The following is a 20114-nucleotide window of genomic DNA, read 5'->3' as shown; positions in this document are numbered from 1 at the left end:
CATCCTATATCATCACTCAAACTATGGCTCTCTTAGGCAATTTGCTCAAAAACGGGATTCGGCTGACGAACGCCGTTCGCTTGCGGAAAGCTAATCCCGTTCGTCAACAACGGAAATCATTTCGTAAACTGATTCAGAAAGCGCAGTTTACGGAATTCGGCATAACGTATCATTTCGATGAGTTACTACGTTCCGTTGAGTTTGGTACCGATTCAGAATATTATGAAAAGTTCAGGACCAGCGTACCCATTCACGATTACAACAAGATGTTCGACAACTGGTGGAAACGAACACTGGATGGGGAACGTAACGTAGCATGGCCCGGCCGAGTGAAATATTTCGCCCTGAGTTCGGGAACCTCCGAAGCTTCAACGAAGTACATTCCCGTAACGAAGGCCATGTCGAAAGCCATTCAACGTAGCAGTATTCGGCAGATTTTAACGCTGGGCAAATACCAGAACCTGCCTGCTACGTTGTACGAAAAAGGGTATTTGATGCTCGGCGGCAGCACGGCCCTTAATGCCCGCGAAGGCCATTTTGAAGGCGACTTGAGTGGTATTACAGCCAGCCAGATTCCGTTCTGGTTCCAGCGATTTTACAAACCCGGCCGAGAGATTGCGCAGGAACGCGACTGGGCTTTAAAACTGGATGAAATAACAGAGCAGGCTGCTGGATGGGACATCGGGTACGTAGTTGGTGTGCCGGCCTGGATTCAGTTGCTGATGGAGAAAATTATTGCCCGTTACAATGTTAAAACTATCCATGACATCTGGCCGAATCTGATGGTTTTTTGCCACGGGGGCGTATCATTCGAGCCGTATCGCGCGGGTTTTGAGAAGCTCCTCGCCCACCCTATTACGTATATCGAAACGTATCTGGCTTCTGAAGGATTTATTGCTTATCAGACGCACCCAAACGCTGAAGGCATGCAGCTGGTGCTCAACAACGGGCTATTTTTTGAATTTATTCCGTTCAACGAACGCAACTTCTCTCCCGATGGCGAAATAACGGAAAACCCTGAAACACTGATGATTGATAAGGTTGAAGAAGGAAAGGAATATGCTCTCCTGCTGTCGACCTGCTCAGGCGCCTGGCGTTATCTGATTGGTGATACGATTCGATTCGTGAATAAAAAACGGGCTGAAATCGTCATTACCGGACGTACCAAACACTTTCTAAGTCTTTGTGGCGAGCACCTTTCCGTCGATAACATGAATAAGGCTATCGAATTGGTTAGCGAAGAGCTGGATATTTCGATACGTGAATTTACAGTGGCGGGTGTTGCTCATGATACGTTGTTTGCCCACAATTGGTACATCGGCACGGACGATAAAGTAGATGCAGATGACTTGCGCAATCGCATCGACGCCAAACTTAAGGAGCTGAACGACGATTACGCTGTTGAACGTAAACACGCCCTGAAAGACGTCACGGTGACCGTTCTTCCCGCCAGAACCTTCTACGACTGGATGGAATCACGTGGCAAAATGGGCGGTCAGCACAAATTTCCGAGAGTACTGAAGAAGGGACTGATTCAGCAGTGGGAGGATTTTTTGAAGAGTGAAAGAGTGAAATAGTGAAAGTCATTCGGCAGGATACTATCCGGATGACTTTCGCTCATTCGCTCATTCACTCTTTCATTCTTTCGCTCTTTAGATCACCAATTCATCGCTTTTGAAAGGGGTTCCAGCAATCTATTATAGGCAATGTTGGCGGCTCCGATGAGGAAAACGACGCCCGTGGTCCGGTTGAAAATTTTGACGACGCGTGGTGTGAATAACCGTTTGAGCCGGTTTGCGTAATAGGCAAGGGCATTTTCCGTGACGAAGATGCCTACTAAAGCCATTATCATAAAGGCATATTGCTGATTGTCAGAATAATGTAGATGCGAACGGATATAAGCTACAATAGCCACCCAGGCTACAAAATTGACTGGATTGAGAGCATTCAGGAAAAAACCTGTTGTAAAATAGTAAACGAAATTGCCAAATTTGGTTTTAGGGTAGGCGAGTCGGGGCGTTCCTTTTGTGATATTCACGATGCCCAAGGCCACTAAAAAAATGACTCCGACAATAGCCATAATATTTTCAAAACCCTGAACCTTAGGAATAAATGATGTGCCAATCAGGGCGGCAATAACGAAAATAATATCACCAGCAATTACGCCCAAAACCATCTTAAAACCTGACCGAAATCCGTTATCGACACTATTCTGAATCAGCGCAAAGAACACCGTTCCAAATGTCAGGCAAAGTCCAACTCCGAGTAAAAAACCAAAGAGAATAGGTAAAATCACAATAGGTAAGTTATTAAGTTTTACGGTTGTATGGTTATATATATGTAAGGTTATATAGTTGCAGAGTTTCGCTCAAATAGATGGAGTAAACTAACATTTTACAGCAGTACAACTATATAATTTTATAACTATACAACTTTACAACTATTTAATGCTGTAACTGTTAGATGCCTCGTAGCCGGGCCACTTTCAATAAACCACTTACGCTAAGAGAATCAGTAATTTGACTGTTCATTACCATCGCCACAGCTTCAGATAAAGGAAGCTTCCAGACGCGTAAATCTTCAGTTTCTTCGGGAGCGTGTTCACCCTGTTCCAGTCCTTCGGCGATGTATAGAAATCCTTCTTCGTCGGTAGCGGAATTAGACGTATGGATACGGGCTATTTTCGTCCAGGTGCGGGCTTCCAGACCCGTTTCTTCCTTCAGTTCACGTTTGGCCGATTCGAGCGGGTCGGTGCCGAGCGGTGAGCCACCTTCCGGAATTTCCCACGAATATTCGTTTAGTGGGTAACGGTATTGTCCAACGAGGTACGTATTACCCTCATCATCAAGCGGAATGACGCCAATAGCTTTGTTTTTAAAGCTGACAACACCATAAATACCGGGAGTTCCGGCGGGAGTTACTACGTCCTCGTGGCGAATGGATAGCCAGGGATTTTCGTATTTGACCGACGAATTCAGCGTCTGCCAGGGATTTTCGTTTGTGTCCATACGGTCGGAAATTTCCCCAGAAATTTCCTTATTTGATAAAGTGCTACGTTCCATCGAAGACTATCTTACTCACCTAAATCCCAAAGTTAGCCGCTTTCGGGCATACGTAGTGCGCTTTATTGGTTTTGAGTTTTACAAACAACTACCTTTTGCACTCAATAAACACTTAATTGAATTTTAATCGAAAGATGTCCATACTACGTTAGTTACAGCGCATCCATTGGCTATCTTCGAATTCTTCCTCAATCAACCCAATTACATGCGCAACAAACTATTCTTAACTTATCTGTTCATGGGCAGTGCGCTGCTCGCGAGCGGCCAGGATGAAAAACTGGATATGGCGACTATCCAGAAAATTCGGGATGAAGGTCTGCAACGTTCGAAGGTCATGGAAACGGCTTTCTACCTGACCGATGTAAACGGCCCGCGTTTGCAGGGACCCGGTTTTATGAAAGCCGCCAACTGGGCGAAAGAAAAACTCACTGGCTGGGGCCTTCAAAATGCCCGTCTTGAATCCTGGGGCGAATGGGGCAAAGGATGGGCGGTTGAACGCTGTTACCTTTCCATGACAGCGCCCTATTACAAATCCATTATTGCCGTGCCCCGCGCATGGAGTGGCAGCACGAACAAGTTGCAGTCGGCCGAGGTGCTTTATATCAGCTCCACAGATACAACTTCACTGGAAAGCTATCGGAGTAAGCTAAAAAATAAGGTCATTCTGATTGAACAATCGTACAAAATTCCACCATCGTTTAAAGCCGATGCTGCTCGATATACGGACGAAGAATTGCAGAAAATGGCTAACGAAGCACCGCCCAGTCAGCGTGCAGATAATGACACTACGTTCCGCAGCCGGATACGGGCTATGCGTACGCAGAATGCTTTCAATCAGAAAATGAGAAAGTTAGCCAAGCAGGAAGGCGCTATCGGTATGCTGAGCACTACGCAAAACAGTATCGACGGTACGTTGTTCGTGAGTGGCGATTATGCCAATGCTGCCCTGGGCGCTACGCCCGATGACCTAGCCGATGTGAACATTGCGGTTGAAGACTACCTGACCCTCTGTCGGCTGATGAAGGCGGGCGTACCGGTGAAACTGGATGTCGATGTGAAAACGAAGTTTTTTACCGACGATACCAAAGGCTATAATGTACTGGCCGAAATTCCGGGTACTGACCCAAAGCTCAAAGATGAAGTTGTGATGCTGGGTGCCCACTTCGACTCATGGCATGCGGCAACAGGTGCCACCGATAATGCCGCTGGTAGTGCAGTGATGATGGAAGCCGTTCGGATTCTAAAAACCATTGGTGTCAGTCCGCGACGTACCATACGAATTGCATTGTGGAGTGGCGAAGAGCAGGGTTTACACGGGTCAAAAAATTATGTAAACAACCACCTTGCCGACGCGTCGAATAAACTGACGAAGGAAGGCGAAAATATTGCCGCTTACTTCAATGTCGACAACGGAACGGGAAAAATCCGGGGTGTTTACTTACAAGGTAATCAGGCTGTTGGTCCCATTTTCTCGCAATGGCTAAAACCATTCAATGATCTGGGTGCGACGACCGTTACACCACGTAACACGGGCGGTACCGACCACCTTTCATTCGATCGAGTAGGACTGCCCGGTTTCCAGTTCATTCAGGACCCGATTGAATACAGCACCCGGACGCACCACACCAACATGGATACCTACGACCACCTGCAACCCGACGATCTGAAACAGGCGGCTACCGTTGTGGCCGGCTTCGTATTCAACGCGGCCATGCGCGACCAGAAACTGCCCCGTAAAGCGGCTCCTGCACAGGCCGCCCGGTAAGCCAATACGCATTTATTTTCACGCAGATACGTATCTAGTTCGCAGAACGTATCTGCGTGAATTATTTTTGCCCTTTAATGAACCTTTCTCAGCATGAAAACCGCCGGTTTACTTTGTATTTTCCTTTCTCTAATCCTCTTTAGAACAACTGAGGCTCAGACTATTCGGTACGATGTCTCCTTTCCAAACGCGATTCACCACGAAGCGCAGATTAGCCTGACGGTTACGCAGTTGCCAAATATGGCCGCCATTTTTCGAATGAGTCGTTCGTCGCCAGGGCGCTACGCTACGCATGAGTTTGGCAAGAACGTTTACAACGTAACGGCCACCGATGAACAGAATAAACCGCTAGCTGTGAACCGCATAGACGGTGATGTGTATCGCGTAACCTCGCATAGAGGAACCATAAAACTGACTTATACGCTGTTCGGAAATTACCCGGATGGTACGTACATGGGCATCGATCCGCAGAGCATTCACCTCAACATGCCTGCTACGTTCATGTGGGTTAAAGGATTTGATCAGCGGCCAATCGAGGTCAAATTCAACCTGCCAGGTGAGAATATGGGCGTAGTAGCCACCCAACTCGTTCCGACGGAAGATCGCTTTACGTTTACCGCCCCTAATCTTCAATACTTCATGGATTCGCCGACCAAGATTGGGAAACTGAATGTAAAGGAGTGGCAACGTAACAACACAGACGGTAAACCCGTTACGTTCCGGCTGGCGCTGGAAGCGAATGTAGCCGATTCTACCGCCGACGGTTTTGCGAAAAAGATCGCCCGAATTGTCGATCAGGCCAAAGCCGTTTATGGCGAATTTCCGAGCTACGATTTCGGTACGTATACGTTTCTGGCCAACCTGAACTCCTACGTTCGGGGCGACGGTATGGAACACCGCAACTCAACCATGATTGCCGTGCCAATTGACTTTAAAGGGCCAGAACACGTACTGGGCGTGTTTGCGCACGAGTTTTTCCACTGCTGGAACGTAGAGCGTATTCGTCCTAAAACGCTGGAGCCTTTTAACTTCGAGAAAAGTAACATGAGTTACGAGCTCTGGTTTGCCGAAGGGTTTACGCAATATTATGGCGAACTGCTGCTGGTTCGGGCTGGATTTACCCCTGTAAACGAGTATATGTACACGCTCACGGGAATCATCACCAGCAAGCAGCAAACACCCGGCGGTACGTATTTCTCGCCCATCGATGCGAGTTGCCACGCTGTTTTTGTGGATGCTGGTGTTTCCATCGACCGGACGAATTACGCCAACATGTTTACGTCGTATTACTTCTACGGTGCAGCCGTGGCCCTGGCTCTTGATCTGGAACTGCGTCAGCGCAATATCTCGCTCGATACGTACATGCAGGCGGTCTGGAAACAGTTTGGTAAGACGGAACAGCCTTATACCGTAGATGGATTGCAAACGGTATTGGCCCAGATCACGACGCCTGATTTTGCCCGTTCGTTTTTCAGCAAATACATCTACGGCCACGAATCCATCAACTACGCTACGTTGCTGGCGAAGGCGGGGTTAACGATCAAAAAAGCGCAGGAAGGCAAAGCGTGGTTTGGAAACCTTCGGTATACCGAATCTGAAAAAGGACCCGTTATCAGCGCCAGCACCGTTCGTGACACGCCTATTTACAAAGCTGGTCTTGACATTGACGACGTAGTGACGGCTATTGACGGTCAGGCTATTGCGAAATCTGCGGATGTGCTAAATAATTTGAATCAGCATAAACCCGGCGACGTGATTCAGGTGACGTATTTGCACCGGGGCGAAGCGAAAACCGCGTCCGTTACGTTAGCCGAAAACCCAGCGATTTCCGTTCAAATGAACGACAGCCCTAGTTCCGATATAAAAAAATTCCGAGATAATTGGCTGGGAGCAAAGTGATGTATGAAATATGATGTAGGGGATATATGAAACTAAAGCAGTTCACATACCCCCTACATCATATTTCATACATCACTTTGTTTTCACCTGCGTTTTAGTACGTAGAAAGGCTACCAAATCTTTGACTTCGGTTTCTGAAAGCGGGTCGAGTAAACCAGTTGGCATCATGGATGCGGGGTTTACCTCGCGCGATTGAATATCTGCCTTGTTGATGGTAACCGCGTCCTGCCCAACGATACGTAGCGTTAGCTGGCGCTCGTTTTCCTTTGCTACGTTACCAATATAGGTTCGGCCATCGCGGGTTGTTACCACTACCATTTTGTAATCGTCCTGAATCTCGGCGCTGGGGTCTAGAATGTTACCCAACAAATAGTCCAGATTGGCCCGGTTAGATCCCGTTAGCTCAGGACCGATGATACCGCCTTCGCCGTACATTTTGTGGCAGGGGCCACAGGTATTCTGAAACAACTGACGCCCCTTAGCTACGTTGGCGCTGGCAACAGCCTCATCTGTCAGCAAGTTTCGGTAACGGGCGTAAGCTTTTTCATCCAATGCTACGTGGTCGATGGGTCCCCAGACTTCGACGAAACCACTGCCCACCACCCGACGCAATTGCCGAGCTACGAAGGTCGGTACGTCTCGTTTTGGAATGGTATTTTTGGCGATGGCCTGCGTCAGCAACCAGCCGTATTTTGGACGGGAAGCCAGCGTTTGAATTGCTTCCCGTTTCTCGGACGTAGTGAAACCAACGTAGCGGTCGAGTAATAATTTACCGAATGGTTCATGGTCGTAGCTGGCAATGGCCCGAATGGCGTCGAGCCGTAAATCGTTGTTATTGAGCAACTCAGGCAATTCTTTTAGTAATTCCGGACGCTGCTGTACCGCCAGCGACTGCAACGCTTTCCGTCGGCTTTCAATGGGAGTTTTTGCGTCTTTCAGCAGCGCCAGAGATTTTGTCGCCATTTCTGTTCCGCCGAACTGCCCGCTTATTTCGGTAGCCAGTTTAGCCGTTACGTTGTCCGCTTTTAGTTTGGCATAGACTGTTTTCCAGTTAGTCGGGGTTGCTACGTCGTATCTCCCTTCCAAAGCATCACGCATTCCCTCCAACAGATTCAAACGATTTTTAGGCATTTTACCAATCGCTGATACGAGTACGTCGACAGCCTGCGCATCGACCACCCGCCGGGCAATGAACTGAGTCACCATCGGAATCTGACTCTGTGTCGCCAAATTGAGTGCGCGTGCGGTGTTCTCTTTCACCAGCGGCTCCATACCAAACCAGATTAGCTTGGGCAAATTATGGTCGGCAGCATCTTCGGCACGAGCAAGTAGCCCTTCGGCCAATGTCCAGCGCGTATCATTGCCTAGTCGCTGCATGGCCGAAGCCAGATACAAGCGTACCACCGGCGATTTATCCTGTCGAGCTAACGTATTGAATTGATTCAGAACATCCTGCGAAGGAATTTTGTCTTCGCATAACAACTGAATTGCCCATGCCCGAACGTAGGCGTCTTTATCCGATAGAGCCGATTTCAATTGTTCCGTCGGCAGGTTTCCGGTGATGTGCAACGCCCACATAGCCCGTAGCCGATGGTCGGAATTAGGCGCTACGTCAAAAAGCGAACGTAGATTGGAAATGGCTGCTACGTTCAATTTTCCAGTGGCCGCCCGACCCTGAAGAATGACTCTGGCCCGGCGTGCGTGCCAGTCGCTCGGGCTTGTTTGTAGAGATGCCAGTTGTTCGTCGGTTAGTTTACTCAGATCAACGTAGCGATCAGGAAAATTCTGCGCTTGTGAGTTGGCAGGCATGACGCGAAAAATCCGACCTGTTTCCTGATTGAGTACGTCGGAGCCGCAGATATCGGCGTCGTGCCAGTCGAGGGCATAAAGTCCACCGTCGGGACCGATTTCGAGGCTAAAACCGACCCATTGAGCGTTATTTGCCATTAAAAAATCTTCGCTATGGTGGCCGACAAAACCTGATCCTTTTGGTTCAAGTACGTCGGTCAAAATGCCGTGTTCGTGAATATTGGCCATAAAAATGCGGCCTTTTTGCTCTTTCGGGAACGCGTCCGACTGGTAAATCCGGGCTCCGCCATGTGCCGAACGATGACTATGGTCGGCGATGGTTTTGATGTCGTTGTAGACGTATGGATTGAAATGCTGCCCGCCCTGCCGGTGGTAAATCCCGCCCGGAATGATGTGCCAGAGGTGCGGAATTACGCAGGCTGTGATAAAAATCTGCCCTTTCGAATCATAGTCAATTCCCCACGGATTGCTGAAGCCATGCGCCACCACTTCGAACCGATCTTTTGTCGGGTGATATCGCCAAACACCTCCGTTAATATCGGTTCCTTCGCCCTGCAAAAGATCCTCAGGGAACGGGTCTTTATGACGATATAATCGCCCTTTGCCGACCGGTTTATGTACTTTCGATGGTGTTGCAAACCCCTGACAACCATAGAGCCAGCCATCTGGCCCCCAATGCAAACTGTTCAGTGTTTCGTGCCGGTCGCGGATGCCCCAGCCGGTCAGTCGCACTTCAATATCATCAACATCGGCTTTGTCGTCGCCATTTTTGTCGGGGATGAACAACAGGTTCGGCGGTGCGCCCACAAACACGCCACCCATACCCACTGCAATAGCCGCCGGGAAAGCGAGCCCTTCCATGAATACCTTGCGTGTATCGGCTACACCATCGTGGTTTGTATCTTCCAGAATCAGAATCCGGCTGTCGCCCGCGTTAGAAAAGCCTTTACCACGTGACTCATAATCACGGTTTTCGGCAATCCAGAGTCGCCCGCGGTCGTCCCAGCAAAAGGCCATCGGCTGAGTCATCATCGGTTCTGAAGCCCAGACATTTACCTGATAGCCTTTCGCCATGGTCATAGCGGCTACGGCTTCCGTCGGGGTCAGGAATTTCGCTTCACGACCCTCACGCTGCGCAACGCCCCACAGCGAAGACGTTGAATAATCTGATTTATTCCCGGTAAACTCGCCATAAAGTTTCGTCAGTGCTACGTCGTTGAGTTTGCCCGTATACACGACAATCTGGTGTTTAATGATTTCGGTATTGCCCTTTTTAATGCTCCAATCACCTTTGCGAGCCCGCGCGGGTCCGATACCCAATTGAGGGTCTACTCGCCAGATTGTGGGATAGTTACGGTTTTGCGGATGATCGAAAATGGCGACGTGCGCCCAATCGCTACGTCCCTCAACCTGCATTCCGACATCCACCCACGGCGCCGATTGGCCTTCGGCTTTTTCGTTACGTTGCCGGGCTGCATTGATCACCTCGCCCGGAATACCTTCTTTCCAGGGCATCCGCAAAAACAGGCCGCCGTAATCATATTTGCCAATCGTTACGTCGGTTTGAGCATCGCCATTCCATTCTAAATCAAGCAGATACTGACCATTACGTTCCCGCATCGACCAGTTCTGAGTTTCGGTTAATACGGCTTTTCCGGTGGAATCAATTAAGTCATAAACAGTTTGCCATTTCACGGTTGTGCCTTTACTTTCGACCACTTTTGCCGACACCCGACGCCAGTAATCACCTTGCGGATGGTGGAAATAATCGCGGCCATTTACGCGGGTGAAGCCCCAGTACAAACCAGTCTGATGCTTGTGGTGGCCGGGACTGTATTCGGTCAATACACCTTTGCCATCGGGGGCCACAATCGGGTGCAGATACGGGCGAAAATCGGCTTTGGCTACCTGCGTCAAAATCGGCTTTGTCTGCCCCGGCCGATAAACGGCTATCGTCTGAGCAGCCTTATCTTCTTTCAGAATCAGTGACTTATCGGCTACAGAGGCAACCCCATTACTTATTTCGGTGGTGGGGCGGAAAGGATATACAAACGATAGAAAAACAAGCCCAAGAACTAGAACGGCGAGCTTCATAACTGGCTAAGGTTAGTGGTACGTAGTGGATAAAAGATGTAGGGCTGTGGCTTTACTCATCTAGACCGTAAAGTCTATTCCTTCACAGTTAAAATTCCTCAAAATCAGCTTTCTGCTATATCACGCAATTTCTTTCAGCCAGAACATCTATCCCTGATATGCTTTCTTTTTCAGTCCGAATGGCCATCCTGATGATTTTTAGTGTCGCGTCGTCGGCTTTGGCACTTGCCCAACAAATAGCTTTTGAATGGTCACAGGTGGCACCGGGCGTCTGGAAAGGTGTAGCAGGAAAACCCGAAATCATCTCTCCACTATCGGTTGCGGGTATTATTCCCCGGTTGGATGGATTAAAGAAATTAGGTGAACGTTCGTTTCCAAGTGATTTGAAAGAAAGCGTTCATCAGCAAACAGACAATAAAACGCATCTGCGTTTCCCGCTGAAAAAGGGAGAGCAACTGTACGGTTTAGGTCTGAATTTCAAAGCAGTACAGCAGCGAGGGACAATTAAAACGCTGCACGTCGATCACTACAACGGCAAAGACAATGGACGGACCCACGCGCCAGTTCCGTTCTACGTATCGACGTTGGGCTACGGCGTCCTGATTAACTCGGCCCGCTACGTTACCCTGTATGCCGGAACGGGTGTTCGAACGGACAGTCCGGAAATGCCGCCTGAAAAAGATCGCAATACCCAGCGCGACTGGAGTGCCCAACCATATTCGGATGCGGTGGAAGTAGTGGTTCCTGCTTCGGGTACAGAGGTTTACGTTTTTGCCGGAGCAACGCCGATGGAAGTCGTACAGCGATATAATCTGTACTGTGGGGGCGGTACGTTGCCGCCAAAATGGGGCTTGGGTTTTACGCACCGAACGCCAACGCTCTTCTCCGACGAAAAAGTGTTGCAGGAAACCGCCGAATTTGAAGCGAAAGGATATCCATTAAGTTTTGTGGGGCTGGAACCGGGCTGGCAATCGCATTCGTATCCCAATAGTTTTGTCTGGGACAGCACGCGATTTCCTCATCCTCAGCAGTTTCTCGACAAACTTTTACAGAAAAACATTCGGGCTAATCTTTGGATCAATCCCTACGTATCATCGCATTCACCCATTTTCAACAATGTGCTGCCGTATACGGGCTCGCACACCGTCTGGGTGGGGCGCGTACCGGATTTCACGATGGCTCAGGCGCGTGATTTGTACAAAGACCTGTTTTCCAAACAACACCTGTCTGCTGGAATTTCTGGCTACAAAGTGGACGAAGTAGACGGTTACGACAACTGGCTCTGGCCCGATGTGGCTACGTTCCCGTCGGGCATTCCTTCGGAGCAGATGCGGCAGATTTACGGGCTGCAATTTCAGAAAATGACCGATGGCTGGTTTCGGCAACGAAATCAACGTACGTACGGGCTGGTTCGCGGCTCAAACGCGGGCGCATCGGCCATGCCGTACGTGATCTACAACGACTATTACGACCACCGCGATTTTATTACCGCACTCTGTAGCAGCAGTTTCATCGGGGTTTTATGGACACCCGAAGCGCGATCTTCCAAAACGTCGGAAGAATGGCTTCGCCGGATGCAGACGGTTTGTTTTTCGCCAATGGCGATGCTTAACGCCTGGGCTGATGGCACCAAACCGTGGACGTTTCCCGACGTAGCACAGGAGGTAAAAGATGTTATGCTGCTACGTATGCAACTGCTTCCCTATCTGTACACTACGTTCGCGCAATACCATTTTGAGGGTAAACCACCCATCCGGGCCATGCAGTTGGTTGATGGCGTTACGTTCGATAATCAGGCCATGACTGCTACGCTAAATTCGACTGACAATCCGTATGCGATAGCTGCCCGCAAAGACTTGAACGATCAGTTTATGGTGGGCGATTATTTGCTGGTGGCTCCTTTGTTTGCCGGTGAGAAAACCCGTAAAGTCCTGCTACCGCCGGGCAAATGGTATGATTTTTATACGGGCAAATTCGCTGGTGAGGCTACTATTGTCGAAATCACGCCTGGGCTTTCCAAAATTCCATTATTCGTAAAAGAAGGAGGTATTATACCAATGATTCCGCCAGTGCTGCATACGCCCAAAAGGGGTGAGAAATTACCTTTAACAGTTCGTCATTACGGGAAAGCAGCGTCCTCCTCGGCGCTTTACGATGATGACGGAGAAACGTTTGACTACGAAAATGGTACGTATACCTGGACCCCGCTGGCCGTGAAAAAGAACCAGGCTGGAACGTTGACCGGTAGCTGGAATCCGCCCCGTAACAGTGCCTTTCAGTACAGTACTGTTACGTGGAAATTTATGACTCCTTAACAGCCCGCACAGGCTTTACTTAGCCCTCAAAAGGCCGAAATCCTGGCTAAAATCCGTATCTTTGTAGTCCCTAACGCTATTTCATCAGGCTTCGATGAGTGCCAGTCAACAAACGAAATACCGCTGGATGGGCATCTCGCTGGGGCTAAGCATCGTCCTGCTGATTCTCAAATTCACGGCTTACTTCCTGACGTATTCCACGGCAATTCTGTCTGATGCGGTAGAGTCGATTGTGAATGTAATAGCCAGCGGATTCGCTTTCTACAGCATCTATCTGGCTGGCCAACCGGCCGACCAGAACCACCCTTACGGCCACGGAAAAATTGAATTCCTCTCTTCGGGTTTTGAGGGCGCCATGATTCTTTCGGCTGGATTAGTCATCATCTGGCAATCCATCCTGAGTTTTTTCGAGCCTAAGCCATTAACTAATCTGGACTGGGGTTTCGCGCTGGTGGGACTGACCGCAATTGCCAACGCTTTTGTCGGCCGGATGCTGATACGTTCTGGTAATCAGACGGATTCGGCAGCTCTGATTGCCGATGGCAAACACCTGCTTACCGATACAATCAGCAGTGTGGTAGTTATGGTTGGCGTAGCGCTGGTCTGGCTGACGGGTCAGCACTGGATTGACAGTGCGTTATCGCTGGGGATTGCCTTTGTGATTATTTATAATGGCTTCAAAATTACCCGACAATCGGTGGCGCGACTGATGGACGAAGCCGACGTGCCGACGCTTCACCGGGTCGTCGATATTCTGAACACCCAAAAGGATAGTAACTGGATCGACGTGCACAACCTGCGCGTCCAGAAATACGGTGCTGACCTTCATATCGACTGCCACCTGACGCTGCCTTATTACTGGGAGCTGAACAAAGTCCACGACGAAGTTCACCATTTTGAGGATACGCTCAAGGAAGGTTTTCAGGCGGAAGTAGAGATTTTTGTGCATACCGACCCCTGCCAGAAAGAGTGCTGCCATTACTGCCGTGTGGTCGGCTGCCCTGTTCGGGCGTTTGCGTTTGTGCAGGACGTAAAATGGACAGCCGAAAATCTGCCCCTCAATCAAAAACACTACGTGCCATTGGCGGTATAGTTTAGAACGTAAAATTCCAGCTTAGCGACGGAATGATCGTACCAAACACCGAAAGCTGATAGCTTTTAGTCGTCGTGTTAACGCGCTGAAAATAGATTGAATACGGGTTTTTATGCGCATACACGTTGTAGAACGAAATCGACCAGTTGCTGTAGTGCCGCTGACCGATTGTTCGGCGGCCATCTTTGGTGAATGATACGTCCAGCCGGTGATAGTCAGGAATTCGGTCGGCGTTACGTTGCGAATAATCCAGCACTTTCACGCCATTGAGTCGATACGTTCCATCCGGGTACGTAGTGGGTCGGCCGCTGGTATACACGAAGTTCGTTCCGAATGTCCAGCCCCGGCTCCATTTCCACTGCGTAGCAATGGTCAGGTTGTGCGGGCGATCGAAGGTGGAGGGATACCAGTTTCCGCCGTTGATCTGCACGTTTGGGAATGGGCTGGGTACCCGCGCCAACGTTCGTGAATAGGTATACGCCACTAAGCCGGTTAGTAATCCGCTGGTTTTTTGAACGCTCACTTCTACGCCATAAGCCCGTCCCTGCGCTCTCAATAAATCAGCGTCCAACGCTGGATTCAGTAACAACGTAGCGCCGTTACGATACTCAACCAGGTTTTCCAGGGTTTTATGGTACACTTCGATCGAGGTTTCGTATTGGTTCTCTTTGAAGTTATGGAAGTAGCCCACCGCAAACTGATCGGCAACCTGCGGAGGAACCAGCGCGTTGCTCACTTTCCAGAAATCGACTGGTGAAATAGCCGTTGTGTTTGAGATAAGGTGCAGGTACTGGCGCGTGCGGTTATAACTGATTTTCAGCGAGCTATTCGGCGTGATATTGGCCCGAACGGTTACGCGGGGTTCCCAGCCGCCATACTGTGCCACCGTTTGGCCACTACCATAACGTAGTGTGTCGGTAATGCTTTCGCGGGTGCGGGGCTGGCCTTCTGCGTATTGGTAGGCAACGCCCGGTCCTACGTTGGTAAACTGCGCATACCGCGCGCCCACCTGTACTGACACAACACGCGTAGGCGTCCATTCTTCCGACACGTAGCCGGCCCATTCGCGCGCCTGTTCGGATGGCAAGGTGATAGCGATAATATTTGAGTTGTCGCCCGTTGGAGCAATGGCGCCGGGCAGCAAATTATACCCGGTTACCGACCCGCCAAATTCAATCCGGTGTTTGGCCGATGGCGCATAGAGCCAGTCCAGTCGGCCGTCGCGCTGGTTGATCGTGGAGCGGTATCGATACGTATTGGTGAATGTAAGTCCATCCAGAAAAAACTGATAATCACTCTGTGTAACGGTCAGATTGAACGATAAATGTGTATTCAGACGCTGGCTCCAGCGGGCCGTGGCAATTGTCGATTGGGTCGTATAAAGCGTATCCTGCGGAAACTTGAACGTATCATAACTTCGGTAACCGGTAACTGAAACCTGACTATTCTCGTTGAGTCGATACGTCAGCCGGGCATTCAGATCGTAGAAAAAAGCGCGGTCTTTGTTGGTCGGCGCTGGGAAAAGTCCGAGAACAAGCGAAGGATAAGCGATACGTCCACTCGCCAGAAATGTGAGTTTTTTGTTTTTCGTCACAGGTCCCTGCACCGTCAATCGACTGGTTAACAAGCCGATTCCGCCATTAATATGCAGTCGATCGGTCTCCCCAGATTTGGTATTCATGAGCAGCAGCGACGAAAGCCGCCCCCCGTACGTAGCGGGAATGCCTCCTTTGTACAGCGTTACGTCCTGAATGGCATCGGCGTTCAGATTGCTCAGTAAACCCAGCATGTGGCTGGTATTGAACAAGGGCGCACCGTCGAGCAGCACCAGATTCTGGTCGGTACGTCCCCCGCGCACGTTGAATCCGCCAGCTCCCTCGCCTACTGTACTCACACCGGGCTGCAACGTCAACGCCTTCAGAATATCTATTTCGCCAAAAACGACCGGAATGTTACGTAGGTTTTTCATGTCGATACGTACTACGCCCATCTGTGTGGCCGATACGTTCGCATCGGGGGCGCGGCCCGTTACGTTCACGGCATCCAATTCGCGGGTATCCGGACTGAGCGCCACTTCCATGCGAATGGTACCACGTCCAACCTCTAAATATCGACTGCGGGCGTAATAGCCAACGGCAGAAAAAGTCAGGTTGTAGTTTCCGGGTAATACGTTGATAGTGAAGTTTCCCAGACTGTCGCTAGTTAAGCCGACGCCTTGTTTTTTGTCGTAGATTGATACGTTTGGCAAAGGCTTCTTCGTCACTCCGTCGGTCACCTGCCCATAAATTCGAAACCGAATTTGCGCAAACAAACTGGTACCAGCCAGTAATAATATACTCGTCAGGACAATTTGAACGAAAAAATGGCGCATAAGGCAAACTGTAATTAGGTGAACTTACTGCGTAGTAACGCTTTATGGCTAAACGACTTCATCGTAATGGCCAACCTTGGGGCGGCATTAAAATGGGATTCTCAAAGTTGACGTAACAGTCTCCATTGGGAGGAATAAACTGCTTTCCTTTTAGCAGAAACCGGTCATAATTGATCGTATCGCCGGGAATTGTCAGTCGCTGCTGGCTCATGGCAGATGCCCCGAAGAAACCGAGTGCCAATTTGGTTGTATCGTTGACTGCCCGCACATTTCCCTCTATAGACGCGGGTTGCGGGTCGAAGAGGGAGCCGGTTCGCGTACGTTGCTGCTCAAAAAGATTCCAGTACTGATAGGCCGCCCGCGTCAGCGAATATTGCCGTACCTGTACATAAAAGGCGCTGACCGCCATAATCGGTACACTAAACACCACCCGACCACTGATTCGATTTCCATTGATAAGTGCATCGGATAATACGTCGGTAGGTGGGCCGTAGGATGGTACCCAGCACGAGCAGGTGCCACAGATAGTCCCAAACGGATTATAAGGGGGGTGTTTTGGATCAAACTCTGTCCAGCGGGGGATATACGCCGATGACGACCAACGGTAGTAATTGCCGGGTGTTGTGGGGTCTTGTGTATCAATCATAATATCGTACAAATCAGGCTGGCCCAGCTCCGATATACTACGTCTATAATGTGCCTGGAGCGGATCGAGCATTGGAACCGGGTTTAGTCGCTCGGGCTTCGATTCGTATCGACTGCCGTCGGGCAACGTAACAGACAGCGTGTATGTTCGGCCAACCTGTCCTACGAAACTGCTGTCGCGCAGGCCGTAATACGCCGGCGCAAAAGGGTCGGGAACCAGTCGAACACTACGTCCTTCTTCATCCTTTATTACCACTAAGGCATCGTTGATGACTAGTTCGGGCGGGGCTGGATTGGCTGAATTATAGAATCCGCTATACGTAAGGCGTACCCATGGAAACGGGCCATCGGTAACAAGTCCTTCTATAACCAATCGCCGTTCGGCCTGGCGAATCGGAAGCTGTACTTCGTCTACGCAGGAAAAAAGGGTTATTACACAGAGATAGGCAGAGAAGTTGTTGAGTTGTACAGTTGTCAGGTTGTACAGTTGGCTTCGTATCCAACAAAACGTTACAACCACATAACTATAAAACCCTACAACTGCACGACTGGGCAACTTCTCCACGTATCTCCTTCTCACAACGCTTATCATGGCTTAAACTCCCAAAAGTCGGTGCATCCCACCAGTCGAATTCCTCCAATGGCCGTGGCTTGCTGCTCATAACCCCAACCCAAAAAAGTATGACCTGGAATCTGACTGACGACGAGATAGGTACTGCCGGCTCCAGGGTAATCGGTAACGTATTTCCACTGATTAGTGGCTGGTTCATACTGCCATACATCACGTAGTGTTTCTTCACCGGGCGTAATACCTAAGCCAAAAAAACCTTTCTCATTGGCCTGAAAACCAATACCTCTACTACGTATAGCGCCCGGAAAATCGGCTTTTCGGCTCCATTGCTCACGTTCCGTGTCGAACGCCCACAGGTGAGCCGCCTGCCCCGGTCGCTGATTGACGACGTAGCCAGTAGTACCTAGCCGAAACGTGGCCAGTGTTCCGGTGGGTTCAGGCAAGTCGGCGGTACGATACTGATCCCAGGTTCCCATGCGAACCCATACCTGCGAAGGCCCACCCTCTACAAGCTGATAGGCTTTGTTAAGGGTTGCAAACCAACGTACCTCGCCATCCGGACCGGCAAAATCTGGGGTAACCATGGTTTTAAGATACTGACGCTGACCAGGCATCAACTCATTCGTCACAAATCCTAATCCTGACATTTGATAGACAACCCCTTTGGCAGCCTGCAAACTGAAGCGTACCAGACCATGCTTGCCCAGATTTGAAGCGGTAGTCTGTTTGAAAGCAAACCAGCTATCACTGCCAACGGAATAACTCAGTGTTTGATAACTATTGTCACGTTTCAACTGCCAAATCGAAAGCTGCGACGGATCGGACCCCGGTATGTTATCCGTACTCAACGCACTGCCGGCAAAATCGCCCCCCGAAACCGGCGCGTGAGCCGATCGAATCCAGCGGGGTCCGTCCAGGCGGTGGATGTATGGACGCTCGACAAGCACCGAATCGCCCCCGGCATTGCGAGTGGAGAAGCGCAGGCGGTACGTCTGACCCGGAACCAACCCGGAGCTCTGGTAAAGTGTGATAGTAAACAAATCCAGGCGCCCCACGGCACCCGTGTTTAATGGCACGGGGCGGTTACTGGCATCGGTCATGGTAAACCGCCAGTTGTCTGGGCCAAATTCAAAACCAGCCTTCACTACAAACTCAGCCTGATTTGCTCCAACGGCGTGCGCACTGACCAATGTTGGCGAAATAATAGTGGTTGGATCAGGGACAATAGTTGCTATTGGCTCACCTGTCTGACAACCAAACGCCCAGATCAGGCAGGTGATTAGCAGCAACGTATCAGGTTTCCAGACGTATTGAAAACTACTATTTCTCATAACAGGTATGGCTTTCTGAACTTCTACCGTACTGGTTACGCTACGTATCAACTGATTATAGCGTCAACGAATTCGCTCAACCGTTTACCAATTCGCTGGAGGTGCCAGAATAAACTCGGTAAAAAGACTCGGGCAGGTTCCGGTTGGGATAAACGATTTATTGAGTCGGTTCAGGAATTTATCGTATTGTATGGTATCGCCCGGAATGACCAGCCGTTGTTTGCTAACAGCCGACGCCCCGAAGTATCCCAGTGCCAGCACCGTTGTATCGGCCTGCTGATGAACATTTCCTTCAATGGAAGCCGGTTGCGGATCGAACAGCGACCCCGTTCTGCTACGTTGCTCTTCGAACAGATTCCAGTACTGGTACGCAGTTCGGGTAAGCGAATACTGCCGCACTTCAACGTATTGTTTTCCAACCGCATACACAGGGGAGTTGAAGACAGATCGGCGGCTGATTCGCTTGCCATTAATCAACGCATCAGATAAAACGCTGGTGAGCTGGCTATAATAAGGTACCCAACAGGAACAGAGCGTACATACCGAATGCCGAGGATCAGTCCCGGTCCAGCGTGGTACGTAGCTATAGGTCGACCAGCGGTAATAATCGCCTGGTGTGTCGGGGTCTCGTGTGTTAATCAATATATTATAGAGATCAGGCTGTCCCGAATAACCAGTTGCCAATTGGTATTCAGCCTGAATTTGCTCCAGTGGCGCTATGGGCCTTAATAATTCAGGTGCAGACACATAAGCGGTTCCGTCGGGTAAAACAACTTTCAGTGTATATCGATGCCCGACCGTCCCCCAGAAGTTGGGATCCCGAACCCAATAATAGGAAGGAAGTAACGGGTCTTGTTCGAGTTGTACAGTTCTATCGTTATTATCCGTAATAGTAACGGTTGCTCCATTAATAATTAACTCTTCAGGAAACCCACTCCCCGACGAATAAGCGCCTGATAACGTCAGTTTGATGGAATATGGTGGGGGTTCGTCTGTAATTAACCCTTCTACAACCAGACGAGCCTGCACTTGGCGAATGGGCAATTGAACTTCGTCAACGCAGGAGAAAAGGATTATGACGCAGAAAAAGACGTTATAAAGTTGTACAGCTATAGGGTTGTACCGTTGGCTTCGCTTTTCGCAAAACTTTACAACCTTA

At 49.8% G+C, this 20114-nt stretch carries 12 protein-coding genes; 5 read left to right on the top strand and 7 right to left on the bottom strand.

Going from position 1 to position 20114, the window contains the following annotated elements; translation table 11 throughout:
• The first annotated feature begins 23 nt into the window (after positions 1–23).
• Positions 24–1577 carry a GH3 family acyl-acid amido synthetase gene (locus ACYVF1_RS09500; protein WP_461078014.1) on the top strand — a complete coding sequence of 518 codons (1554 nt, stop codon included), beginning with the start codon at positions 24–26 and terminating at the stop codon, positions 1575–1577.
• Positions 1578–1657: 80 nt separating this feature from the next.
• On the opposite strand, the gene ACYVF1_RS09495 is transcribed toward ACYVF1_RS09500, so the two are convergent.
• The gene (locus tag ACYVF1_RS09495; RefSeq protein ID WP_461078012.1) at positions 1658–2296 is read right to left on the bottom strand and encodes a LysE family translocator; all 639 of its coding nucleotides are present in this window, start codon (positions 2294–2296) and stop codon (positions 1658–1660) included.
• 163 nt (positions 2297–2459) lie between these two features.
• Entirely contained in the window at positions 2460–3008 is a 549-nt protein-coding gene (locus tag ACYVF1_RS09490; protein ID WP_461078010.1) for an NUDIX domain-containing protein, read from the bottom strand.
• Positions 3009–3267: 259 nt separating this feature from the next.
• Between ACYVF1_RS09490 and ACYVF1_RS09485 the strand changes: the two genes are divergently transcribed.
• Both ACYVF1_RS09485 and ACYVF1_RS09480 read left to right on the top strand, forming a co-directional pair.
• Positions 3268–4827 carry a M28 family metallopeptidase gene (locus tag ACYVF1_RS09485; protein WP_461078008.1) on the top strand — a complete coding sequence of 520 codons (1560 nt, stop codon included), beginning with the start codon at positions 3268–3270 and terminating at the stop codon, positions 4825–4827.
• Between the two features lie 93 nt (positions 4828–4920).
• Complete coding sequence (locus tag ACYVF1_RS09480) at positions 4921–6726, top strand: M61 family metallopeptidase (RefSeq protein ID WP_461078006.1); 1806 nt, start codon at positions 4921–4923, stop codon at positions 6724–6726.
• A 72-nt stretch (positions 6727–6798) separates the two neighbouring features.
• On the opposite strand, the gene ACYVF1_RS09475 is transcribed toward ACYVF1_RS09480, so the two are convergent.
• On the bottom strand, positions 6799–10629 hold the full coding sequence (locus ACYVF1_RS09475) for a PVC-type heme-binding CxxCH protein (protein WP_461078004.1): 3831 nt from the start codon (positions 10627–10629) through the stop codon (positions 6799–6801).
• A gap of 179 nt (positions 10630–10808) precedes the next feature.
• On the opposite strand from ACYVF1_RS09475, the gene ACYVF1_RS09470 reads away from it, so the two are divergent.
• On the top strand, positions 10809–12944 hold the full coding sequence (locus ACYVF1_RS09470; protein WP_461080711.1) for a glycoside hydrolase family 31 protein: 2136 nt from the start codon (positions 10809–10811) through the stop codon (positions 12942–12944).
• A 94-nt stretch (positions 12945–13038) separates the two neighbouring features.
• Complete coding sequence (locus tag ACYVF1_RS09465) at positions 13039–14037, top strand: cation diffusion facilitator family transporter (protein ID WP_461078002.1); 999 nt, start codon at positions 13039–13041, stop codon at positions 14035–14037.
• Position 14038: 1 nt separating this feature from the next.
• Here ACYVF1_RS09465 and ACYVF1_RS09460 read toward each other — a convergent pair whose 3' ends face one another.
• The 4 genes from ACYVF1_RS09460 to ACYVF1_RS09445 form a co-directional block, all read right to left on the bottom strand.
• Positions 14039–16408 carry a TonB-dependent receptor gene (locus ACYVF1_RS09460; RefSeq protein WP_461078000.1) on the bottom strand — a complete coding sequence of 790 codons (2370 nt, stop codon included), beginning with the start codon at positions 16406–16408 and terminating at the stop codon, positions 14039–14041.
• 58 nt (positions 16409–16466) lie between these two features.
• Positions 16467–17573, bottom strand: a complete 1107-nt coding sequence (locus tag ACYVF1_RS09455; RefSeq protein ID WP_461077998.1) for a DUF4249 domain-containing protein — start codon at positions 17571–17573, stop codon at positions 16467–16469.
• A gap of 68 nt (positions 17574–17641) precedes the next feature.
• Positions 17642–18955: a Kelch repeat-containing protein gene (locus ACYVF1_RS09450; protein ID WP_461077996.1), complete on the bottom strand. Its 1314-nt coding sequence runs from the start codon at positions 18953–18955 to the stop codon at positions 17642–17644.
• Positions 18956–19039: 84 nt separating this feature from the next.
• A complete protein-coding gene (locus ACYVF1_RS09445) occupies positions 19040–19999 on the bottom strand; it encodes a DUF4249 domain-containing protein (RefSeq protein ID WP_461077994.1) in 960 nt (319 codons plus the stop codon).
• Between the last annotated feature and the right edge of the window lie 115 nt (positions 20000–20114).

The organism is Spirosoma flavus, assembly GCF_054778555.1.
This window is presented reverse-complemented; position numbering and strand designations above follow the sequence as displayed.

Coding starts and splice junctions, on each gene's coding strand:
- ACYVF1_RS09475 (WP_461078004.1), bottom strand. CDS start 10,629: ATGAAGCTCGCCGTTCTAGTTCTTGGGCTTGTTTTTCTATCGTTTGTA.
- ACYVF1_RS09465 (WP_461078002.1), top strand. CDS start 13,039: ATGAGTGCCAGTCAACAAACGAAATACCGCTGGATGGGCATCTCGCTG.
- ACYVF1_RS09485 (WP_461078008.1), top strand. CDS start 3,268: ATGCGCAACAAACTATTCTTAACTTATCTGTTCATGGGCAGTGCGCTG.
- ACYVF1_RS09450 (WP_461077996.1), bottom strand. CDS start 18,955: ATGAGAAATAGTAGTTTTCAATACGTCTGGAAACCTGATACGTTGCTG.
- ACYVF1_RS09480 (WP_461078006.1), top strand. CDS start 4,921: ATGAAAACCGCCGGTTTACTTTGTATTTTCCTTTCTCTAATCCTCTTT.
- ACYVF1_RS09490 (WP_461078010.1), bottom strand. CDS start 3,008: ATGGACACAAACGAAAATCCCTGGCAGACGCTGAATTCGTCGGTCAAA.
- ACYVF1_RS09460 (WP_461078000.1), bottom strand. CDS start 16,408: ATGCGCCATTTTTTCGTTCAAATTGTCCTGACGAGTATATTATTACTG.
- ACYVF1_RS09470 (WP_461080711.1), top strand. CDS start 10,809: ATGGCCATCCTGATGATTTTTAGTGTCGCGTCGTCGGCTTTGGCACTT.
- ACYVF1_RS09500 (WP_461078014.1), top strand. CDS start 24: ATGGCTCTCTTAGGCAATTTGCTCAAAAACGGGATTCGGCTGACGAAC.